The sequence below is a fragment of the Bradyrhizobium sp. AUGA SZCCT0160 genome, from assembly GCF_018130105.1.
Taxonomy (GTDB): Bacteria; Pseudomonadota; Alphaproteobacteria; order Rhizobiales; family Xanthobacteraceae; genus Bradyrhizobium.
In genome coordinates, this window is record NZ_JAFCMD010000008.1 from 158,342 (window position 1) to 176,571 (window position 18,230).

Annotated in this window: 17 protein-coding genes and 1 pseudogene; 10 read left to right on the forward strand and 8 right to left on the reverse strand. The window is 62.6% G+C overall.

Annotated elements, in window-relative coordinates; all coding sequences use genetic code 11:
- Nucleotides 1-143 precede the first annotated feature (143 nt).
- Entirely contained in the window at nucleotides 144-923 is a 780-nt protein-coding gene (locus JQ558_RS15650; protein ID WP_212208542.1) for an SDR family oxidoreductase, read from the forward strand.
- 141 nt (nucleotides 924-1,064) lie between these two features.
- Here JQ558_RS15650 and JQ558_RS15655 read toward each other — a convergent pair whose 3' ends face one another.
- Both JQ558_RS15655 and JQ558_RS15660 read right to left on the reverse strand, forming a co-directional pair.
- On the reverse strand, nucleotides 1,065-1,364 hold the full coding sequence (locus tag JQ558_RS15655) for an HU family DNA-binding protein (RefSeq protein ID WP_192734913.1): 300 nt from the start codon (nucleotides 1,362-1,364) through the stop codon (nucleotides 1,065-1,067).
- 128 nt (nucleotides 1,365-1,492) lie between these two features.
- Entirely contained in the window at nucleotides 1,493-1,654 is a 162-nt protein-coding gene (locus tag JQ558_RS15660) for a hypothetical protein (RefSeq protein ID WP_212275459.1), read from the reverse strand.
- 54 nt (nucleotides 1,655-1,708) lie between these two features.
- On the opposite strand from JQ558_RS15660, the pseudogene JQ558_RS38125 reads away from it, so the two are divergent.
- Nucleotides 1,709-1,949, forward strand: a pseudogene (locus JQ558_RS38125) (ABC transporter substrate-binding protein); the annotation flags it as partial.
- On the opposite strand, the gene JQ558_RS15665 reads toward JQ558_RS38125, so the two are convergent.
- Nucleotides 1,929-3,296, reverse strand: a complete 1,368-nt coding sequence (locus JQ558_RS15665; RefSeq protein ID WP_212294204.1) for an FAD-binding oxidoreductase — start codon at nucleotides 3,294-3,296, stop codon at nucleotides 1,929-1,931. The pseudogene JQ558_RS38125 and the gene JQ558_RS15665 sit on opposite strands and share 21 nt — an antisense overlap.
- Before the next feature lie 73 nt (nucleotides 3,297-3,369).
- Here JQ558_RS15665 and JQ558_RS15670 point away from each other — a divergent pair, with 73 nt between their 5' ends.
- The gene (locus tag JQ558_RS15670) at nucleotides 3,370-4,221 is read left to right on the forward strand and encodes a VOC family protein (protein WP_212294133.1); all 852 of its coding nucleotides are present in this window, start codon (nucleotides 3,370-3,372) and stop codon (nucleotides 4,219-4,221) included.
- 39 nt (nucleotides 4,222-4,260) lie between these two features.
- Complete coding sequence (locus JQ558_RS15675) at nucleotides 4,261-4,872, forward strand: TetR/AcrR family transcriptional regulator C-terminal ligand-binding domain-containing protein (RefSeq protein ID WP_212208545.1); 612 nt, start codon at nucleotides 4,261-4,263, stop codon at nucleotides 4,870-4,872.
- Here the strand turns inward: JQ558_RS15675 and JQ558_RS15680 are convergent.
- Together JQ558_RS15680 and JQ558_RS15685 are read right to left on the reverse strand one after the other, a co-directional pair.
- On the reverse strand, nucleotides 4,859-5,812 hold the full coding sequence (locus tag JQ558_RS15680) for a fatty acid desaturase (RefSeq protein WP_212294134.1): 954 nt from the start codon (nucleotides 5,810-5,812) through the stop codon (nucleotides 4,859-4,861). The two genes, JQ558_RS15675 and JQ558_RS15680, sit on opposite strands and share 14 nt — an antisense overlap.
- A 25-nt stretch (nucleotides 5,813-5,837) precedes the next feature.
- Nucleotides 5,838-6,857, reverse strand: coding sequence for an alpha/beta fold hydrolase (locus tag JQ558_RS15685; protein ID WP_212294135.1), 1,020 nt, complete (start codon nucleotides 6,855-6,857; stop codon nucleotides 5,838-5,840).
- A gap of 176 nt (nucleotides 6,858-7,033) precedes the next feature.
- On the opposite strand from JQ558_RS15685, the gene JQ558_RS15690 reads away from it, so the two are divergent.
- Genes JQ558_RS15690 through JQ558_RS15700 form a run of 3 tightly spaced genes read left to right on the forward strand, consistent with a single transcriptional unit; the run spans nucleotide 7,034 to nucleotide 10,112 of the window.
- Nucleotides 7,034-8,362, forward strand: a complete 1,329-nt coding sequence (locus JQ558_RS15690; RefSeq protein WP_212208548.1) for a sugar ABC transporter substrate-binding protein — start codon at nucleotides 7,034-7,036, stop codon at nucleotides 8,360-8,362.
- 5 nt (nucleotides 8,363-8,367) lie between these two features.
- The gene (locus JQ558_RS15695; RefSeq protein ID WP_409410526.1) at nucleotides 8,368-9,291 is read left to right on the forward strand and encodes a carbohydrate ABC transporter permease; all 924 of its coding nucleotides are present in this window, start codon (nucleotides 8,368-8,370) and stop codon (nucleotides 9,289-9,291) included.
- On the forward strand, nucleotides 9,288-10,112 hold the full coding sequence (locus JQ558_RS15700) for a carbohydrate ABC transporter permease (RefSeq protein ID WP_212294136.1): 825 nt from the start codon (nucleotides 9,288-9,290) through the stop codon (nucleotides 10,110-10,112). The genes JQ558_RS15695 and JQ558_RS15700 overlap by 4 nt, the downstream gene beginning before the upstream one ends.
- Here the strand turns inward: JQ558_RS15700 and JQ558_RS15705 are convergent.
- Entirely contained in the window at nucleotides 10,099-10,809 is a 711-nt protein-coding gene (locus JQ558_RS15705) for a cysteine hydrolase family protein (protein WP_212275444.1), read from the reverse strand. The genes JQ558_RS15700 and JQ558_RS15705 overlap by 14 nt on opposite strands.
- 173 nt (nucleotides 10,810-10,982) lie before the next feature.
- On the opposite strand from JQ558_RS15705, the gene JQ558_RS15710 reads away from it, so the two are divergent.
- Nucleotides 10,983-11,996 (forward strand): formamidase, encoded by a 1,014-nt coding sequence (locus JQ558_RS15710; protein WP_212208552.1) that lies wholly within the window; start codon nucleotides 10,983-10,985, stop codon nucleotides 11,994-11,996.
- A 748-nt stretch (nucleotides 11,997-12,744) separates the two neighbouring features.
- Here JQ558_RS15710 and JQ558_RS15715 read toward each other — a convergent pair.
- Both JQ558_RS15715 and JQ558_RS15720 read right to left on the reverse strand, forming a co-directional pair.
- Complete coding sequence (locus JQ558_RS15715; RefSeq protein WP_212294137.1) at nucleotides 12,745-14,118, reverse strand: hypothetical protein; 1,374 nt, start codon at nucleotides 14,116-14,118, stop codon at nucleotides 12,745-12,747.
- Between the two features lie 206 nt (nucleotides 14,119-14,324).
- A complete protein-coding gene (locus JQ558_RS15720) occupies nucleotides 14,325-15,593 on the reverse strand; it encodes an allantoate amidohydrolase (RefSeq protein WP_409410523.1) in 1,269 nt (422 codons plus the stop codon).
- 421 nt (nucleotides 15,594-16,014) lie between these two features.
- Between JQ558_RS15720 and JQ558_RS15725 the strand changes: the two genes are divergently transcribed.
- Nucleotides 16,015-17,124 carry a BMP family ABC transporter substrate-binding protein gene (locus tag JQ558_RS15725; protein WP_212276656.1) on the forward strand — a complete coding sequence of 370 codons (1,110 nt, stop codon included), beginning with the start codon at nucleotides 16,015-16,017 and terminating at the stop codon, nucleotides 17,122-17,124.
- Nucleotides 17,121-18,230: an ABC transporter permease gene (locus JQ558_RS15730; protein WP_212268062.1), complete on the forward strand. Its 1,110-nt coding sequence runs from the start codon at nucleotides 17,121-17,123 to the stop codon at nucleotides 18,228-18,230. The genes JQ558_RS15725 and JQ558_RS15730 overlap by 4 nt, the downstream gene beginning before the upstream one ends.

The window sequence follows — 18,230 nt, forward strand, 5'->3', positions numbered from 1 at the left end:
CGGTTCTCCCGGATGGATATTTCTGCACTTCACAGGTTCGTTAGCCCGCAAAACGCACGCCTTGCCATGTCCGGGTTGATCTACTCCCGTCCAGCGTTACAGCACTGAACGGCCGCAGAACCGCCGCACCCAGGGAGGAGAAAATGAACGTCACCATGAAGGGCCGCGTTGCCGCCGTCACCGGCGGCAGCAAGGGCATCGGGCTTGCCGTCGCGCGGCGCTTTGCCGAGTCAGGCGCCAAGGTCGCGATCCTGGCGCGCGGCGCACAGGACTTGCAGGCCGCGCGCGAGGCACTCGCCAAGGAAGGCGTCGAGGTCCGCGACTATGTCTGCGACGTCTCGAAGGCGGCGGATATCGCCAAGGCGCATGAGTCGATCGCCGCCGATCTCGGCCCGGTCGACGTCCTCGTCAACAATGCCGGCACCTCGCGCGCGATGGCGTTCGAGACCGTGACCGACGAAATGTGGCAGGACGACCTTGACCTGAAACTGTTCGCCGCGATCCGTTTCAGCCGGCTGGTCTGGCCGGGCATGAAGGCGCGCAAATGGGGCCGCATCATCAACGTGCTGAACATCGGAGCCAAGGCGCCGGCTGCCGCGTCAACCCCGACCTCGGTCTCCCGGGCAGCCGGCATGGCGCTGACCAAGGCCATGGCGAACGAAGGCGGCCCGCACAACGTCCTGGTCAATGCGATGCTGGTCGGGCTGATCGTGAGCGATCAATGGGTCAAGCGGCACGCCGAGAAGGCGCCGGATACGGATTTCGACGATTTTACCCGCGACCTCGCCAAGGGCGTCCCGCTCGGGCGGATGGGCACGGCGGAGGAATTCGCCAACCTCGCCTGCTTCCTCGCCTCGGAGCAGGGCTCTTACATCACCGGGACAGCCATCAATGTCGATGGCGGCCGGTCGCCGGTGGTCTAGCGGCACCCCGGCTCTGATGGGCTCAGAACCGGAACCCGCTTTATCCTTCGCGTTTCGCTTGCGCGAACCGGTGACCACTTCGCTCGAAAGCGCAATGGCCCCGGGCAAAAAAGGCCTCCGTCGCCGGAGGCCTTTTCGCTATCAGACCGCGTCTTTGGCGGCCTTGACCGGGCGGGCGCGGACGATCTTGCGCGCCGGCTTGGCCTTGAACATCATTTCTTCGCCCGTGAAGGGATTGGTGCCCTTGCGAGCCTTGGTCGCGGGCTTCTTGACCACGACGAACTTGGCGAAGCCGGGGACGAGGAACACCCCGTTCTTCTTCAGCTCCTTGTGACCAACGTCAACGAGCGCGTCCATCACGCCCTTGACTTCCTTCTTCGAAACTTCGGTGGACGTCGCGATCTTCTCGATCAGCTGCGACTTAGACATTTGGGTAGCCATGGTTGCTCCATTTGATTCTGGAAGAGGCACGATATGGCGGAAATTGCCTAAAAAAACAGGCTTTTCGACATTCTGCACAACTATATCGCTATTTGACTTGCACTGATTCGCGGGAAATAGGCTAGTTTTTAAGGCTTTGGCGGTGCATTAAACCAGCTGAATGCGGCGAAATGCCTTGCCAGACAGCCTTTTTCGACGATCTCCGACCACTCCCCGCGCCTGATCGCGCCATGGCGAGCGATGGTTTTGATGCCGAATAAAACGGCGGCGATCGCAACGCTGATGCGCATGTCCGGATTTCCGGAAGGATTTTCCGAACCGGCGATTAGAAAATGACTCCAGTTCCGATGCGGACCTTCGCGCAGGCCCCCCGAAGAAGGGCGGCGTGCTCAACGCTCATACGGCGCCGAGCAGCGCCAGCTCAATCCAAGCCTTCATGCGTCCACCGGCGTCTACATCATCAGCGGCAAGATTCAGGAAATTCTGGTTGACCTCGACGCCAACGGCAAACCCGTCGGCGTACTCGCCGAGAGTTCGCGCGCCGTAGAAATCTGTGTGGCGATATCACTGCGGACGCCGCGAGGCGAGAAAATACTCCGCCCATCGCAGCAGCTCGAAACGGTCGCCCTTGATCAGTTCCTGCGCATCGCGGCGCCGATAGAGCAGCAGCATCCAGGGCGCGATCTTGCGCAGCAATCCGTGCGCCACGAACGGCACAGGTTCGGTAAACGGCAACGCCAGTTCGCTTTCCGGCACGCCGCGGACCGCCTTTGACAATTCGTTGCCAAGCGGGATCGTCAGCGCGACCGCGCGGCCGTTACAGCCGGTCCAGCCATAAGCGTTGGGCCCGAGTTTGTGGATGCGCGGCAAGAAGTCCGCCGTCATCCCCACATAGCCGTTCCAGACATAGTCGAACGAGACCTCGCCGATCTGTGGCCACAGCCGCTGCAAGCGCTCCGTCACGACAGCCTTGATCCGTTCGACCTTGTTGCCGGGGCCGAGCACCGCACCGCCGGTGACCAGCCGATTGCGCACGTCGTAACGCGCAAAATACAGTTCGCCATGGGTATCGGACAGCGCCTGGCGGCCGGGGATGATGGTCTTGCGCACATTGTCGGACAGCGGTTGGGTTGCCATCTGCCAGGACAACACCGGCATGACCTCGTGTGCCATGTCAGGCACCAGCGATTTCGAGAACTCGCCGCTATAGGCGTTGCTCGCAACCACCAGCGCACGGCCGCTGATCGCGCCCTTTTCGGCCTTCACCACCCAGCGATCGCCGCGACGCTCGAAACTGATTGCCGGCGAACGGGCGTAGATGCGTGCGCCAAGGCCGAGCACCGTGTGCGCCAGCCCGCACGCCAGCGCCAGCGGATTGACGTGGCCGCCGGTTTTGTTCCAGAAGCCGCCGTACCAGGCATCCGACCCGGTCATGTCGCGCGTCTGTTCGCGCGACAGCAGTTCAACTGGCGCGCCGAACTTCGACCATTGGCTCACACGCCTTTCCGCGACCTTGATGCGGCCAGGCGAATGTACCGGCTGCACCCATCCGGCCTGCTCCTGCTCGGCCTCGATCTTGTAACGCCGCGCCACCTCGAACAGCGTCGACGCGCTGTCGCGCAGCATGCCGACGAAGCGCTCGCCGACCACACCGTGTTTGGCAATGATGTCTTCCGGATCGGGCCGCGACAGGGTCGGAATGACCTGGCCGTTGTTACGACCCGACGCGCCCCACCCCGGCTCCGCGGCTTCCACGATCGCGACATCGACGCCGGCCTCGCGCAGATGCAGCGCCGTCGATAGTCCGGTGAAGCCCGCGCCGATCACGATCACATCGGCCTGCTGCGTCCCGATCAATTCCGGAAGCTCAGGCCCTGATGGCGTCACCGCGGTCCACAGCGAAGGCGGCCAGCGGACTTCAGCGCTATTCATCATGATCCTTTCTTGCGGGCGGCAGATCGAATGGTTAGCTTAGTACGCATCATCAGCCCCGGGAAATAGCAGAGTGGCACTCAAGAACGTCGTCGGAATAGATCACGCCGTGGTCATGGTGAAGGACCTCGACAAATCAGCTGAAAATTACAGGCGGCTCGGCTTTACTGTGTCGCCGCGCGGCACCCACAGCGCGCATATGGGATCGGGCAATTACACCATCATGTTCGACCCTGACTATATGGAATTGCTCGGCGTCCTGACGCCGACAGAACATAACGCTCCGGCGCGCGCGTTTCTGGAAAAGCGCGGCGAGGGTATCGAGCGCATCGCTTTTACCGCAGTGGATTCCGCCGACGGCGCCGAAGAGATTCGCGCGCGCGGCTATCCGCCGGTTGGACCGACCGATTTCGAACGACCGGTGACGATGCCCGATGGCACCGTCTCTGCAGCAAAATTCCGGACCTTCCAGTGGCCGACCGCGGAAGCGCCGGGCGGCGTGCGTATCTTCGCCTGCCAGCACAAGACCCGCGAGACGGTGTGGATTCCCGAACTGATGAAGCACGCCAATGGCGCCAAGCGCCTGCGGCAGGTGCTGATCGTTTCGCCGGAGCCCGCCAACGACGCCGCGCATATGTCGCGCATGATCGATCGCGACGTGAGCGAGCAGGACGGCGCCATCGCCGTGCCCTCGGGCTCCGATCGCGCCGACTTCGTGTTCCTGACCAGGGATCAACTGAGCAAGCGCTATCCCGAGGTATCGCTGACCGGTCTGCCCGAGCGTGGCGGCGCGGGATTGGTGATTGAGGCCGACGTCGCTGCAGCCGAGAAGGCGCTCGGTGGCACTGGTGTTCACAGCGGTGGCGGCGTCATCGTGCCACCGGCAGCCGGCAACGGCACCCTGCTCGCCTTCGTCGAGGCGTAGCCGACCGCGCTTGTCGCTGTATCGAGGGACAGCCGGATCATGGCGAAGGGCAAGATCGAACCGGACGGCGACACGGCAACGACCCGCCGTGGTCGTCCCCGTTCCGCCGAGACGACCAACGCCATTCTGCAGAGCGCCTACACCCTGATGGCCACCACGGGCCTTGCCGCCACCAGCATCGATGCGGTGGCGCGGGATTCGAACGTCTCGAAGATGACCATCTACAAATGGTGGCCGTCGCGCGAGGCGCTGCTGATCGATGCGTTCCTGCACCATGCTTCGTTGATGCTGCCGCTGCCGAGCACCGGCACGCCGGCAGACCGCCTGAGAAGCCACGCGGCCGCCTATGCGAAGGCGCTGCAGGGTGAGTTCGGCAAGGTGCAGCTCGCCGTGATCTCCGAATGCATTTCGAACACCGGTTCCGCGGAGATTTTCTACGAGCGCTATCTCCGGTATCGAAGGACAGCGCTGGTCGAACTGATTGCGGCCGGCCAGCAGGACGGCAGCGTTGGCGCCGCCGGGACGCCCGAAGACCTCTATGACGCGATCTACGGCAGCCTGTTCTATCGCTACATCTTCGGCATCAAGCCGATCTCGCCGGCGCAAGCGCGTAACCTCGTCGACACGCTGTTGATGATCAAGGTTCGGTGACGGCTCCCTTACGTCGCTCGCGCCGGAACCAATTCCACGTTTCCCGCGTCACAGCGAGATAACCCCGGCCCCGGTACACGATCTGTTCGTCGACGATACCGTTCAGCTTCGGCAGCGCATGAAACGGAATCGAAGGATAGGCATGGTGCTCGACATGGTAGGGCATATTCCAGGCAAACCACTTCGTGAATATGCCGGTATAGGTCGTACGGGTGTTCTGGAAAGCGCTGCGCGTCCGATCGCAGCCGGTATGTTCGGCATAGAGATAAGGACGCAGGAATAGCTGCCCTACCACCAGCGGCGCGACCCATACCCAGAGCAGGATCGTGGTCTGCAATGCGAGTGAGGCGAGCAGTAGCACCGCATAGCCGAGCAAATAGAGGCGCGCCTCCCTCACCACGATGTGGCGCTTGGCTTCCGGTATCCAGGGCGCGGAGGCGTTGCCCGTCAGGCCATGGCGAAGCATCAGACCTAGCCGGAAGCCGACCTGCCGAAGACCGCTATAGGCGATTGCAAGCTGCGTATCGGAGGCAGGCATCGGGCCGACCAGCAGTTCGGGATCCCTCGCCGGATCCTGCGTGTAGCGATGGTGGTCCCAGTGGAACAGGCAATAATATTCGTAAGGCAGCCCGATCGCGAACGAAGACAGATGGCCGAACACGAGATTGAGTGCGCGGCTCCGGAACGCCGTCTTGTGAGCGGTCTCGTGCACGACCATGAACAGGAAGGCGACGAAGTATCCCTGCACGACGATCAGCGGTATCGCCCAGAGCAGGCCATAGCTCGAGGCGACCTGCCAGATCAGCGTGCCGACAACGACGATAGCGCCGTAGTGACTGATCGCGCGAACGATGCCGGGAAGGTTCGATCGCACCGATAGGTCGCGGAGCTCAGCCGAACTCAGGAGCTTCTCGCCCGTTGCCGTAATCGCTGTGCTCATGATCGCACTGCCTCCAAGATGATTTTCAACGCTCTAGAAGGGCCGATATCTCGGCCTTGATGAAGTCGCGATCCCTGGGGTTGTTGATCGGATTGCCGGCACGGTGACCGTGGATCGACGGGATGGGATGAAGCTCGGCCGACTTGGCGTTGACCAGCCGGCCGATCTCGGCCTCGTTGTCGCGGACATCGAAATAGCGGTCGGTCTGCCCCGGCATCAGCAGCACATGCGCCCTGATCGCCGTGAGCGCGCGGGTAATGTCGCCGCCAAATTCCGGGCACTGGCTGATGTCGCCACGCTGCCAGATGCCGATCTGCGCCAGCAGATCGTTGGCGTCGCGCCGTGCGAAGGCGACATCCCACGAGCCTGCCAGATAGTCTTCCAGCGATTTGAATCCTGCCTCGCGCCAGACCTCATCCCGGTAGAAGGCGTGCGACATCGCCCATCCCGCATAGATGCGACCCATGGCGCGAAGGCCGGCGGAAGGTTTGGCGATGAAGCGGCCATCCCGGAAATTCGGATCCGTGGTCAGCGCCGCCTTCACGCCCTCCAGGAATACGTGGTTGTAGGGCGAGCACCGCGCGCTGCCGCAGACGATGGCGGCGCGCTCCACCATGTCAGGATGGCAGGCCGCCCAGTGATAGGCCTGCATGCCGCCCATCGACCAGCCATAGACCAGCGCGATCTTCGCTATGCCGAATTGCTCTACCAGCAGGCGGCGCTGCACCGCGACCGCGTCGTTATAGTTGATCGCCGGAAACGGTGTGATGTCGGAATTCGACGGCGAGGAAGACAGGCCGTTGCCGAACAGATTCGGAATGATGATGAAGTAGCGCTCGGGATCGAGAATGCCGCCGGGCTGGATCAGCCACTCGGTGTCGAAGTGCTGCGCGCTGAACGATGTCGGATAGACAATCACATTGTCCTTCCGCGCATTCAGGCTGCCATAGGTCTTGTAGGCGAGACGCATGGAAGGGAACATGACGCCCGACTGAAGCGGAACGTCGCCCGCCTCGAAGACCTGATAGTCGCCGCTCGTCGTCATTCGCCCGGCTCCGACATTAACTGTACTGTTTGTACACTATATTAGTTCGATTGCAAGCGCGATCAACCAATGGCATCGCCTGCGCTCCGCCATAATACCGCACGAAGGGGGCTAGGCAGGCCACGCACGGACGTTACTATCGCCGCAAAACAAGCCGACCCAGGGAGAGAAAAATAATGAAGAATCATCTGATCTCGCGCCGTTCCGTTCTGGCCGGCACCGCCGCCGCAGGGGCGCTGAGCCTGACCGGCTTCCCGGCCCGCGCGGCCGAACCGCAGTGGAAGAAGTACGCCGGCACCAAGCTTGAGGTGATCCTCGCCAAGGGTCCGCGCGGCGACAATTTTCAAAAGAACATCAAGGAATTTACCGAACTCACCGGCATCCAGGTCGAGTCGGAGCAGATCCCCGAACAGCAACAGCGCCAGAAGGCCGTGATCGAACTCGCTTCGGGCAAGCCGAGCTTCGACGTGGTTCATCTGAGCTACCACGTGCAGAAGCGCCAGTTCGAGAAGGCCGGCTGGCTCGCCGACATCTCCGGCTACATGAAGGACCCGAACCTCACCGCGCCCGACCTCGTCGAAAGCGATTTCTCGGCCGGCGGCCTGCAATACGCCAAGAACGACAAGGGGCAGATGCACTCCCTGCCGTGGTCGGTCGACTATTTCATCCTCTATTACAACAAGGAGCTGTTCCAGAAGAAGGGCGTCGCGGTGCCGAAGACCTTCGACGAGATGGTCGCGGCGGCCGAAAAGCTCACCGACGCCAAGGAAGGCACCTTCGGCTTCGTCGGGCGCGGCCTGCGCAACGCCAACATGACGCTGTGGACCAACTTCTTCCTTAACGCCGGCGGCGAATTCCTCGATGCCAAGGGCGGCATCCTGACCGACGGCCCGGAGGCGATCGAAGCCACCAAGCTTTACCAGACGCTGCTGACCAAGGTCGCGCCTCCCGGCGTCGCCGGCTTCAACTGGATGGAGTCGATGGCCTCGTTCACCCAAGGCCGTTCGGCGATGTGGATCGACGGCGTCGGCTGGGCCCCCCCGCTGGAAGACCCGGCCGCCTCGCGCGTCGTCGGCAAGGTCGGCTACACCGTCGTGCCCAAGGGATCCAAGGGACAATATTCGGCAACCTATGGCGACGGCATCGGCATCGCGGCCGCCAGCAAGAACAAGGAAGCCGCCTATCTGCTCTGCCAATGGGCGGTCTCGAAGAAGCAAGGCGCGCGGCTGCTGCAGGCCGGCGGCGGCGTGCCGTTCCGCAACTCCGTGCTCAACGACCCGGAGATCCAGGCCGGCGTAAAGATGCCGAAGGAATGGCTGCAATCGGTGATCGATTCCGCCAAGATCAGCAAGCTCGGCCTGCCCGTGATCATTCCGGTCGCCGAATTCCGAGATCTCGTCGGTGCAGCCCTCACCTCCACCCTTGCGGGCGCTGATCCGGCAACGGAGCTGAAGAAGGCTCATGAGCAGTTCCGCCCGATCCTGGAGCGCAGCGAAAAAGCGTGAAGGCCATAGCAGAAGTCACTCCGGCCGCGGCTGATGCCGCGCCGGAGCAGGAATGGCGGCCGCCGTCCTACTGGCCGTTCGTGGTGCCGGCGCTGGTCGTCGTGCTCGCCGTAATCGTGTTCCCATGGGTGTTCACGATCTGGATGAGCCTCAACGAGTGGAAGGTCGGCTCGCCGACCACCTTTGTCGGCTTCGCCAATTATCTTCGAATGCCGAACGATCCACGCTTCGTCGAAGCGGTCGGACACACCCTGCTTTACACCGCCTTGTCGGTGCTGCTGCCGCTGATCCTCGGCACCTTTGCCGCCGTGGTGTTTCACGCCAAATTTCCCGGCCGCGGTTTTCTGCGCGGGGTCTTCATCATGCCGATGATGGCGACGCCGGTGGCGATCGCGCTGGTCTGGACCATGATGTTCCACCCGCAGCTCGGCATTTTGAATTACCTGCTGTCGCTGGTCGGCCTGCCGCCGCAATTGTGGGTGTTCCATCCCGGCACCGTGATCCCCTCGCTGGTGCTGGTCGAGACCTGGCAATGGACCCCCTTGGTGATGCTGATCGTGCTCGGCGGCCTCGCCGCGATCCCGACCGAGCCCTATGAGAGTGCGCAGATCGACGGCGCCAGCGTCTGGCAGGTGTTCCGCTACATCACGCTGCCGCTGATCACGCCGTTCCTGTTTATCGCCGGCATGATCCGCATGATCGATGCCGTCAAGAGCTTCGACATCATCTTCGCCATCACGCAAGGCGGGCCCGGCTCGGCGTCCGAGACCATCAACCTCTATCTCTACAGCGTCGCCTTCATCTATTACGACCTCGGCTATGGTTCGGCGATCGCGGTGATCTTCTTCCTCTTGATCGTCGCCATGGCGGCGCTGATGCTGCATCTGCGCCAGCGCATGATGTGGACCGAGATCGGGAGCGGCGCATGAATCTGCGTCAGATCCTCGGCAAGATCGGGCTGTGGTTTGCGGTCTTCGTGGTCGTGTCACCCGCGATCCTGTTCTTTCTCTGGATGGCCTCGCTGTCGGTCAAGTTCGAGGTCGACAACGCGGCCTACCCGCCGGTGTTTTTCCCCGAGCGCTTTGCCTGGAAGAATTATGCCGACGTGCTCGCCTCCAACCGCTTCCTGACCTACTTCATCAACAGCCTCGTGGTGACCGGCACCGCGACCGGCCTTGCCATGCTGGTCGGCGTGCCCGCCGGCTACGGCATCGCGCGGATGGCCGCGCATAAATCCGCGATCGTGATCCTGATCGCCCGCATCACTCCGGGATTGTCTTATCTCATCCCGCTGTTCCTGCTGTTCCAGTGGCTCGGATTGCTCGGCACGCTTGTGCCGCAGATCATCATCCACCTCGTGGTGACGGTGCCGATCGTGATCTGGATCATGATCGGCTATTTCGAGACCACGCCGCTGGAGCTCGAGGAAGCCGCTTTGATCGACGGCGCCACCCGCTGGCAGGTGTTCCTTCACGTGGCGCTGCCGATTGCGCGTCCGGGGCTTGCGGTGGCCTTCATTCTCGCGGTGATCTTCTCCTGGAACAATTTCGTGTTCGGCATCGTGCTGGCGGGACGGGAGACGCGCACTTTGCCCGTCGCCGTCTACAACATGATTTCGTTCGACCAGTTGAGCTGGGGACCGCTTGCGGCGGCCGCGCTCATCGTGACCTTCCCCGTTCTGTTGCTGACGGTGCTCGCGCAGCGGCAGATCGTGGCCGGACTGACCGCAGGCGCCGTCAAGGGCGGTTAGCCGCAAGCTCCGGTGCAAGCGCCTCCAGTACCGCGGCTGAGTCCGTGACCCAGCCGAAAATGCCGCCCTGGGCCTTGATCATCTTCAGGCCCATCTCGTGGAATTCGGGGAAGTAGGAGGCGCAGCCGTCGGCCAGCACCACGCAGCGATAACCGCGGTCGTTGGCCTCGCGCACGGTCGTGTTGACGCAGACTTCGGTGGTGACGCCGCACACCAGCAAATTCTCGATGCCATATTTCTCCAGGATGTCGCCAAGCTCGGTGGCGTAGAACGCGCCCTTGCCCGGCTTGTCGATCACGATCTCGGAGTCGAGCGGATAGAGTTCGGAAATGATGTCGTGGCCGGCCTCGCCGCGAATGAGAATGCGCCCCATCGGTCCGGGATCGCCGATCCGCAAGGAGGGCGCGCCGCGTTCGACCTTGGCCGGCGGCGCGTCGGACAGGTCGGGCAGATGTCCCTCGCGGGTGTGGATGACCAGCATGCCGGTTTCGCGCGCCGCTGACAGCACCGAAGCGATCGGCTTCACCGCGCGCGCCAGCTGCGACACGTCATTGCCCAGCGTCTCGCCGAAGCCGCCGGGTTCCATGAAGTCGCGCTGCATGTCGATGATGAGGAGCGCGGTGGCCGCCCACTCAAGCGCGATCGGCTCCGGCTCGGCGGCGACCTTGCCGATGGATGGCCTCTTTGAGTTCGTCATGATGCAAGCGCCCGACCGAGAGTAATTTTCGAAGAGATTAAGCAAGGCGCATGCCATTGTACAATTCTTGCGCAAGCCGGGAATGAGTTGGCACGCTTGTTGCAAAATATCGCGGTATCGCAACGTCGAAACGCTGGCGGTCTGGCGCAGCGCCACAAATTCGGGAGGAACACATGAACGGACTCGGAGGCCTCAACAAATCGCCGGAGGGCGTCGTGATCGGGCTGGTTCAGCTGCAATTGCCTGTTGTCGTGACCAAGGCGGACCTCGCGCGGCAGACCGAGCGCATCGTCACCATGGTCGGCAAGGCGCGGCGCAATCTCGGCACCATGGATCTCGTCGTATTTCCGGAATATTCGCTGCATGGCCTGTCGATGGACACCAACCCGGAGATCATGTGCCGGCTCGACGGCCCTGAGGTCGCCGCCTTCAAGCAGGCCTGCATCGACCACAAGATCTGGGGCTGCTTCTCCATCATGGAGTTCAACCCGAACGGCAATCCCTACAATTCCGGCCTGATCATCGATAACAACGGCGAGATCAAGCTCTATTACCGGAAATTCCATCCGTGGATTCCGGTCGAGCCGTGGGAGCCCGGCGATATCGGCATTCCCGTGATCGAGGGACCGAAAGGCGCCAAGCTCGCGCTGATCATCTGCCATGACGGCATGTTCCCGGAGATGGCGCGCGAATGCGCCTACAAGGGCGCCGAGATCATGATCCGCACGGCCGGCTACACCGCGCCGATCCGCGAAAGCTGGCGTTTTACAAATCAAGCGAACGCGTTCCAGAATTTGATGGTGACCGCGAATGTCTGCATGTGCGGCTCGGACGGCTCGTTCGATTCCATGGGCGAAGGCATGATCGTGAATTTCGATGGTAGCATCATCGCCCACGGCACCACCGGCCGCGCCGACGAAATCATCACCGCCGAAGTCCGCCCTGACCTGGTGCGTGAGGCGCGGATCCACTGGGGCGTCGAGAACAACATCTACCAGCTCTGGCACCGCGGCTACGTCGCGGTGAAGGGCGGCGCGATGGATTGCCCGTATACGTTCATGCAGGACATGGTGGCGGGCACGTTCCGGCTGCCGTGGGAGGATCAGGTCAAGGTGACGGACGGAACGTCGTGCGGTTTTCCGGCGCCGACACGGATGTTCGGGAAAACGGCGAAGGCGGCGGAGTAGCGCGTCGCGCCAATCTTTCCGGTTGTCATCCCCGCGCATGCGGGGATCCAGTACGCCGCGGCCTCTCGGTTCTGGCATTGGCGTCTCTGGGATACTGGGTCCCCGCCTTCGCGGGGACGACAATTGTGGGTGTGACACACACTTCGACATTCTCGCGACGCATTGCGCCCGAGGTTTGCCAGAAACTTCCCGCCCTCTTCAAACAGAGGGCGCAGGGAAGACCGGGTGCGCGCTGCACCCGCGGTCTCGTGTGCGGTTAGCACTGAAAAAGTTGCACACGAGCATACAGGGCAGCGGAGAACACCCGGCCTTCCCTGCGCAATGGCTTTACGGCTTATGCCGTGCTCTCCCCGGAGACGAGTTCTTAGTTGACTCCGTCGCTGCCGTTCCCGCTTGCGCTTCTCCGACAGCTTGACGCCTGCAACGGGCGCCAGGACCACACGGTTTTGCCGTACGCTTGAGTCCACGTCGTCGTCTCAGCGCAAACCAGCGTCCACCGCAACCCGCCCAACGTCCGTGACGACGGCCGACGCCCTTCTGACCAGGACGGGATGGCGATAGATGCGCACTGATTTGGGTCGGCCGACAACAGAAATATTTTTGATTTACGGAAATTTTCTACTTGACACGATTTCTGAAACTCCGAACTGATTTGCCCGTCGGGTTGATTTGTCGCACCTAACCGTCATTGCGAGCGCAGCGAAACCCACCATCCGCTGGCGATGGGTTTCGCTGCGCTCTACCCATCCTACGGTCTACAGGCTCCCAGCAGCGACGTCCCGAACGCACGCCGCCAGACCGTCAGGAAGCGCGGAAACCAGGAATGCGCGACGGCGCTCTGATAGGCCCAGGTACGATATTTGAGGCCGTTTTCGGAGATCAGTTCCTGATATCCGCCGTGGGTTTCGGTCACGGTACGGATATCGCGCAATATATCGCAGGCATAAGCCCGATAGGTTTCGGTGCCGGAACATTCATCGTAGTCCAGCATGCGATCGGCGAATTCGACGTTGAACGTCGGCCAGGACGAACGGCCCTGATAGGCCGGCGCCGCGATCTTGTGAATGAGCTTGTTCAGCGGATTATCCGCCGACACCAGGAAGTGCGATGTATCCGGGACCCGAAACCGCGGCTCGGCAAGGATGAAGTCGGTCGTGGCCGCGAACAGCGCGCGTTCTTCCGCGTCGTTCAAATCCCAAAAGCCCTGATGCACGTTCACGAAATCGAGCGCGATGGAATAGACCGGCGCCTGCTGCCGGGAGTCCAGGGAATGGCTGATATAGCCGTGCCTGCCGAACAGCAGCAGCAGCTCCTGCTTGTACTGTGAAAGCGCGCGTCCAAGCAGCTGCTCCAGCTCAGTCCGCTCGATGACACCAAGCTTGATACCGCGCAGGAACGTCGCGTAGACGCAGGCATTGGTGACGAACCGCCGGCGTTCGGCACGGGTATCGGTCGCCGCAGAACGGGGCGCGCTGACGTCGCACAAAAGCGCCGAAAGCCCGTTGTCATCGAACCGTTGCAACGACCTGGCGAGTTCAACGATCGCCCGTTTCAGGTTCTCGCGATATTCGGACAGCAACAGGCGGCCGGCATGCGCACCTTGCGACATCGCCAAATACGAAGCCGGCCTTTGCTCGGCGGAGAGCAGTTGCTCCAGACCTGCGAGGATGCCCAGCAGCGTGTCCGACGGCCTCGAAAAATAGTTGATGCCGATGTAGCGGTTGCGCCCCGCCGGCACGATCGTCGTGGTGACGACGCCGGCGCGCACCGCTTCCAGCATCAGGCGGACGCTTTTCTCCAGCAGCCGAACCCTGCGCACGGCATCCTGCGCATCCATGATGGTCTCGGGGTCGAGGACATCAGGATAGAACCAGGCAAAGTCGCGCGGATAATAGGCAGAGGCGTGCGGCGCCCCGGTGACGAGAAAGGCTTCCTCCTCGGCAAACGCCGCGTTGACCGAGTGCCGGTACAACTCCTCGATGCCTGCCGACAGATGATATTTTCGAAGGAAACGATCGCCGAGAAAATTGACGGCCTGAATGCCGTTGGCGACAAGGCTGGACAACATGCCCTGATGAAAGCGGTATTCGCGATGCGATGAAAATGTGATCTGGCTGTTCATAGGCAAGGATGAGAGCAATGTCCGGCGAGTCAGATATCACGCGTTGGTACTCCAGACATCATTGATTCGTCTCTCCGCAACAGTGCGGGGGAAAGATGTCATCGAATTGTCATGTAGGCGTAGGATGGGTTGAGCCCTTCGCGAAACCCATCGATGAAAGCGACGGAGCTGATGGGTTTCGCAAGGGCTCAACCCATCCTACGAACCTACGTGTTCGGCCTGAAATTCTCCACCAGCCGCAACAATACCCGCGCCCCGGCATCCGCATCAGCAAGTTCGACATGCTCCGCCGGATTGTGGCTGATGCCGCCGCGGCAGCGGACGAACAGCATCGCGACGTCTGAGATGTCGATCATCGCCATGCCGTCATGGCCGGCGCCGCTCGGTAGTTCGAACACGCCAAAACCTTCGGCGGCGACGGCGTCCGCGACCTGCGCCTTCAGCCAGGGCGCACAGGGCACGGTGCGGTTTTCGTGGGTGACGTCGAGCTGCAGCGCGAGATTGCGGCGCTTGGCTGTCGCTTCGATGCGGCGCACGATGTCGGCGACCGCCATCTTGCGGTGCGGATCGGATGGCGCGCGGATGTCGAGCGTGAAGGAGACGAGGCCGGGGATCACGTTGGTGGCGCCGGGCATCGCGTCGATGTAGCCGACGGTGCCGACGAGGCCGGCTTGGTCGGTCTTGCAGAATTCCTCCACCATGCAGATGCATTCGGCGGCGCCCGCCAGCGCATCGCGCCGGAACGCCATCGGCACCGTGCCGGCATGACCGGCCATGCCGGTCAGTTTTGCCGCCAGCCGCGTCGCGCCCGCGATCGCGGTGACGACGCCGACCGGCAGATTATTCTCTTCCAGCACCGGGCCCTGCTCGATGTGCAGCTCGACATAGGCGTGGAGTTCGCGGCGGGTGCGCGCGGCCGCGCCGATGTGCTCGGGGTCGAGGCCGAATGTGACCATCGCATCGCGCATCGAAATCCCGGCATGGTCGCGTGAATTGAGCGCGCTCTCGACAAAGGTGCCCGCGACCGCGCGGCTGCCGAGCAGCGTGGACGCAAACCGCACGCCCTCCTCGTCCGCAAATCCGACGACTTCGACCGCGAACGGCAGCCGCCGCCCGCGCCGGTTCAGATCGGCGACGCAGGAGATTGCCGTGATCAAGCCGAGCGGGCCGTCCCATTTGCCGGCGTCGCGTACGGTGTCGTAATGCGAGCCCAGCATCAGGCACGGCAGGCCCGGCCGGTCGCCTTCATAGCGGCCGCAGACATTCCCGATGGCGTCGAGATGCGCGGTCATGCCGGCCTCGCGCATCCAGAAAAGAATGAGATCGGCAGCGGCGCGATGCTCGGGCGAAAGGAAGATTCGCGTCAGTTGCTCCGGCGTCTCGGAGATCGCCGCCAGCTGGTCGATCCGGCCGACGATTTCATCGCCCAGCGCTGCCCGGCTCGATCCGCTGCTGCCCATTTCTGTCTTGCTCATGCTTTTCCTGTACAGCGCCGTGTCGTTTCCAGCGCCGGCCGATCAATACGTTCAATGCCGGCGGCTTCGACGCAAGCCGCTGCGGACCCCTGACTGGTAGCAGCCCCAATTCGCCTGACCAGCCGGCAAGGCAAGAAATCCGCCGCCAATTCGGCCGGCTGACAAGCGCTGCGGGATCTAACAATTGCTTAACGACCTTGCATACAATCATGAAATGCCGCCTAAAAATTAGTCATATCGGCAACGAACGAATCCCACAGGACAAGTGAGACAACAGGATAACTCAATATATTCATTGGTTTATTGAGAGATGCCCGCCGCACACGCTCTGGCATGAAGATTGCGACATCCCTCCACGAGCCCGCCGCATCGGCGCGGCCACGAAATAGGGGGCGGTCCAGCCGCCAGAGGGAGCAGGCACATGGAATTTGGCAGGATTTCACGACGGCATCTGTTGCAGGGCGGTGCGGCGCTGACACTCGGCACCGCTTTCGGCGCGGGCGCCGCGCGCGCAGCCGGCACCACCATCGGCTTCGTCTATGTCGGCTCGCGCGACGACTACGGTTACAACCAGGCCCACGCGCAGGGCGCGGCGGCGGTGAAGAAGCTGCCCGGCTTCAAGGTGATCGAGGAAGAAAAAGTGCCTGAGACCGATGCGGTCGAAAAGACCATCGAGTCCATGATCAACCTCGACGGCGCGTCGCTGCTGTTTCCGACCTCGTTCGGCTACTACAACCCGCACGTTATCAAGATGGCGAAGAAATTTCCAAAACTGCGCTTCGAGCATTGCGGCGGCCTGTGGAGCGAGAAAGACCCGACCAATGCCGGCAGCTATTTCGGCTATATCGACGAGGCGCAGTATATTTCCGGCATCGTTGCCGGCTACTCCACCAAGAGCGGCAAGCTCGGCTTCGTCGCCGCGAAACCGATCCCGCAGGTGCTGCGCAACATCAACGCCTTCACGCTCGGCGCAAGGCTCGCCAACCCGAAGGCGACCACGCAGGTGATCTTCACCGGTGACTGGTCGATGCCGGTCAAGGAAGCCGAGGCCACCAACAGCCTGATCGACCAGGGCGTCGACGTCCTCACCTGTCACGTCGACGGTCCCAAGACCATGGTCGAGAACGCCGCGCGCCGCGGTGCGATGGTGTGCGGCTATCACGTCAACCAGTCGCCGCTGGCGCCGAAGGCGTATCTCACCGGCGCGGAGTGGAACTGGGAAGCGCTCTACCCGAAATTCGTCAAGATGATCGCGGCCGGCGAATCCATTCCGAACTTCTATCGCGGCGGCCTCAAGGAAGAGATCGTCAAGTGCTCGCCCTATGGCGAGGCGGTCTCGGCCGAGGCGCGCAAGCACGCCGACGACATCAAGGCCAAGCTGGTCGCCGGCACCTACACCATCTTCAAGGGCCCGATCATGGACAACAAGGGCAACGCGGTCATTACCGCAGGCACCGATCGGGGCCAGACCGATCCCGAGCTCGAGAAGATGAACTATCTGGTGGAAGGCGTGCTCGGAGCGACTTCGTGACAACAGGTTCGGCGGATCCGGTGGAGGCGGTCGGCGTTGCGCCGGCCGCTGATCCCGGCTTCCTCCAACGCTACGGCGCCACCATCGAATACATCCTGATCCCGGGCGCGGCGCTGGTCGGCGCGCTCGCAACCTTCGGGCTATTCGTGGCGCTGTTCGGCAAGAACCCGCTCGATCTCTATTTCTACATGTACCAGGGCGCGTTCGGCACCTGGTTCTCCTGGCAGAACACGCTGACGCGTGCCGCGCCGCTGATCCTGACCGCGTTGTGCACGGCGCTGCCGGCGCAACTGGGTATGGTCATTATCGGCGGCGAAGGCGCGCTGCTCATTGGCGCGCTGTCGGCGACCTCGGTCGCGCTGGCGATGCCGTGGGCCTCGCCGCTGGTGGTGCAGACCGCGATGGTGTGCGCCGGCGTGATCGGCGGCGGTCTCTGGATCACGCTGGCGGGCGCGCTCCGGCAATACCGTGGCGTCAACGAGACGATCTCGAGTTTGCTGCTGGTCTATATCGGGCTTGCGGTGCTCAACCATCTGGTCGAAGGCGCGATGCGCGATCCCGCCAGCCTCAACAAGCCCTCGACCCGCGAAATCGGCGCGGCCAACATGATCGGCAGCATTCCCGGCACCGACGTGCATTGGGGGCTGGCGTTCGGCCTGGTCGCGGCGTTCGCGTCGTACATCCTGATCTATCATACCGTATTCGGCTTCTCGGCGCGGGTGGCCGGCGGCAACATCCGCGCGGCAAAAATTGTCGGCCTCGGCGTCAACAAACTGATCCTGACCATCTGCTTTCTCGCCGGCGGCGCCGCCGGCATTGCCGGCATGGTCGAAGTCGCCGCTGTGCAGGGCCGCACCAACGCCAATCTCGCCGCCGGCTATGGTTTTACCGGCATCCTGGTCGCCTTCCTGGCGCGGCACAATCCGCTGGCGATCATTCCCGTGGCGATCCTGCTCGGCGGCATCAGCGCCAGCGGCGGGCTATTACAGCGGCGGCTCGGATTGCCCGATGCCTCGGTGCTGGTTCTGCAAGGCATCATCTTCGTCTTCGTGCTGGCGAGTGACGCGCTGTACGGACGGATCGGCTTCCTGAAAGGAAAATCCTGA

Bases quoted from the DNA above. Each gene is read 5' to 3' on its own strand.
- JQ558_RS15665 (WP_212294204.1), bottom strand. From the start codon at position 3,296: ATGAATAGCGCTGAAGTCCGCTGGCCGCCTTCGCTGTGGACCGCGGTG.
- JQ558_RS15660 (WP_212275459.1), bottom strand. From the start codon at position 1,654: ATGCGCATCAGCGTTGCGATCGCCGCCGTTTTATTCGGCATCAAAACC.
- JQ558_RS15700 (WP_212294136.1), top strand. From the start codon at position 9,288: ATGAATCTGCGTCAGATCCTCGGCAAGATCGGGCTGTGGTTTGCGGTC.
- JQ558_RS15650 (WP_212208542.1), top strand. From the start codon at position 144: ATGAACGTCACCATGAAGGGCCGCGTTGCCGCCGTCACCGGCGGCAGC.
- JQ558_RS15720 (WP_409410523.1), bottom strand. From the start codon at position 15,593: ATGAGCAAGACAGAAATGGGCAGCAGCGGATCGAGCCGGGCAGCGCTG.
- JQ558_RS15680 (WP_212294134.1), bottom strand. From the start codon at position 5,812: ATGAGCACAGCGATTACGGCAACGGGCGAGAAGCTCCTGAGTTCGGCT.
- JQ558_RS15675 (WP_212208545.1), top strand. From the start codon at position 4,261: ATGGCGAAGGGCAAGATCGAACCGGACGGCGACACGGCAACGACCCGC.
- JQ558_RS15655 (WP_192734913.1), bottom strand. From the start codon at position 1,364: ATGGCTACCCAAATGTCTAAGTCGCAGCTGATCGAGAAGATCGCGACG.
- JQ558_RS15685 (WP_212294135.1), bottom strand. From the start codon at position 6,857: ATGACGACGAGCGGCGACTATCAGGTCTTCGAGGCGGGCGACGTTCCG.
- JQ558_RS15710 (WP_212208552.1), top strand. From the start codon at position 10,983: ATGAACGGACTCGGAGGCCTCAACAAATCGCCGGAGGGCGTCGTGATC.
- JQ558_RS15705 (WP_212275444.1), bottom strand. From the start codon at position 10,809: ATGACGAACTCAAAGAGGCCATCCATCGGCAAGGTCGCCGCCGAGCCG.
- JQ558_RS15715 (WP_212294137.1), bottom strand. From the start codon at position 14,118: ATGAACAGCCAGATCACATTTTCATCGCATCGCGAATACCGCTTTCAT.
- JQ558_RS15725 (WP_212276656.1), top strand. From the start codon at position 16,015: ATGGAATTTGGCAGGATTTCACGACGGCATCTGTTGCAGGGCGGTGCG.
- JQ558_RS15690 (WP_212208548.1), top strand. From the start codon at position 7,034: ATGAAGAATCATCTGATCTCGCGCCGTTCCGTTCTGGCCGGCACCGCC.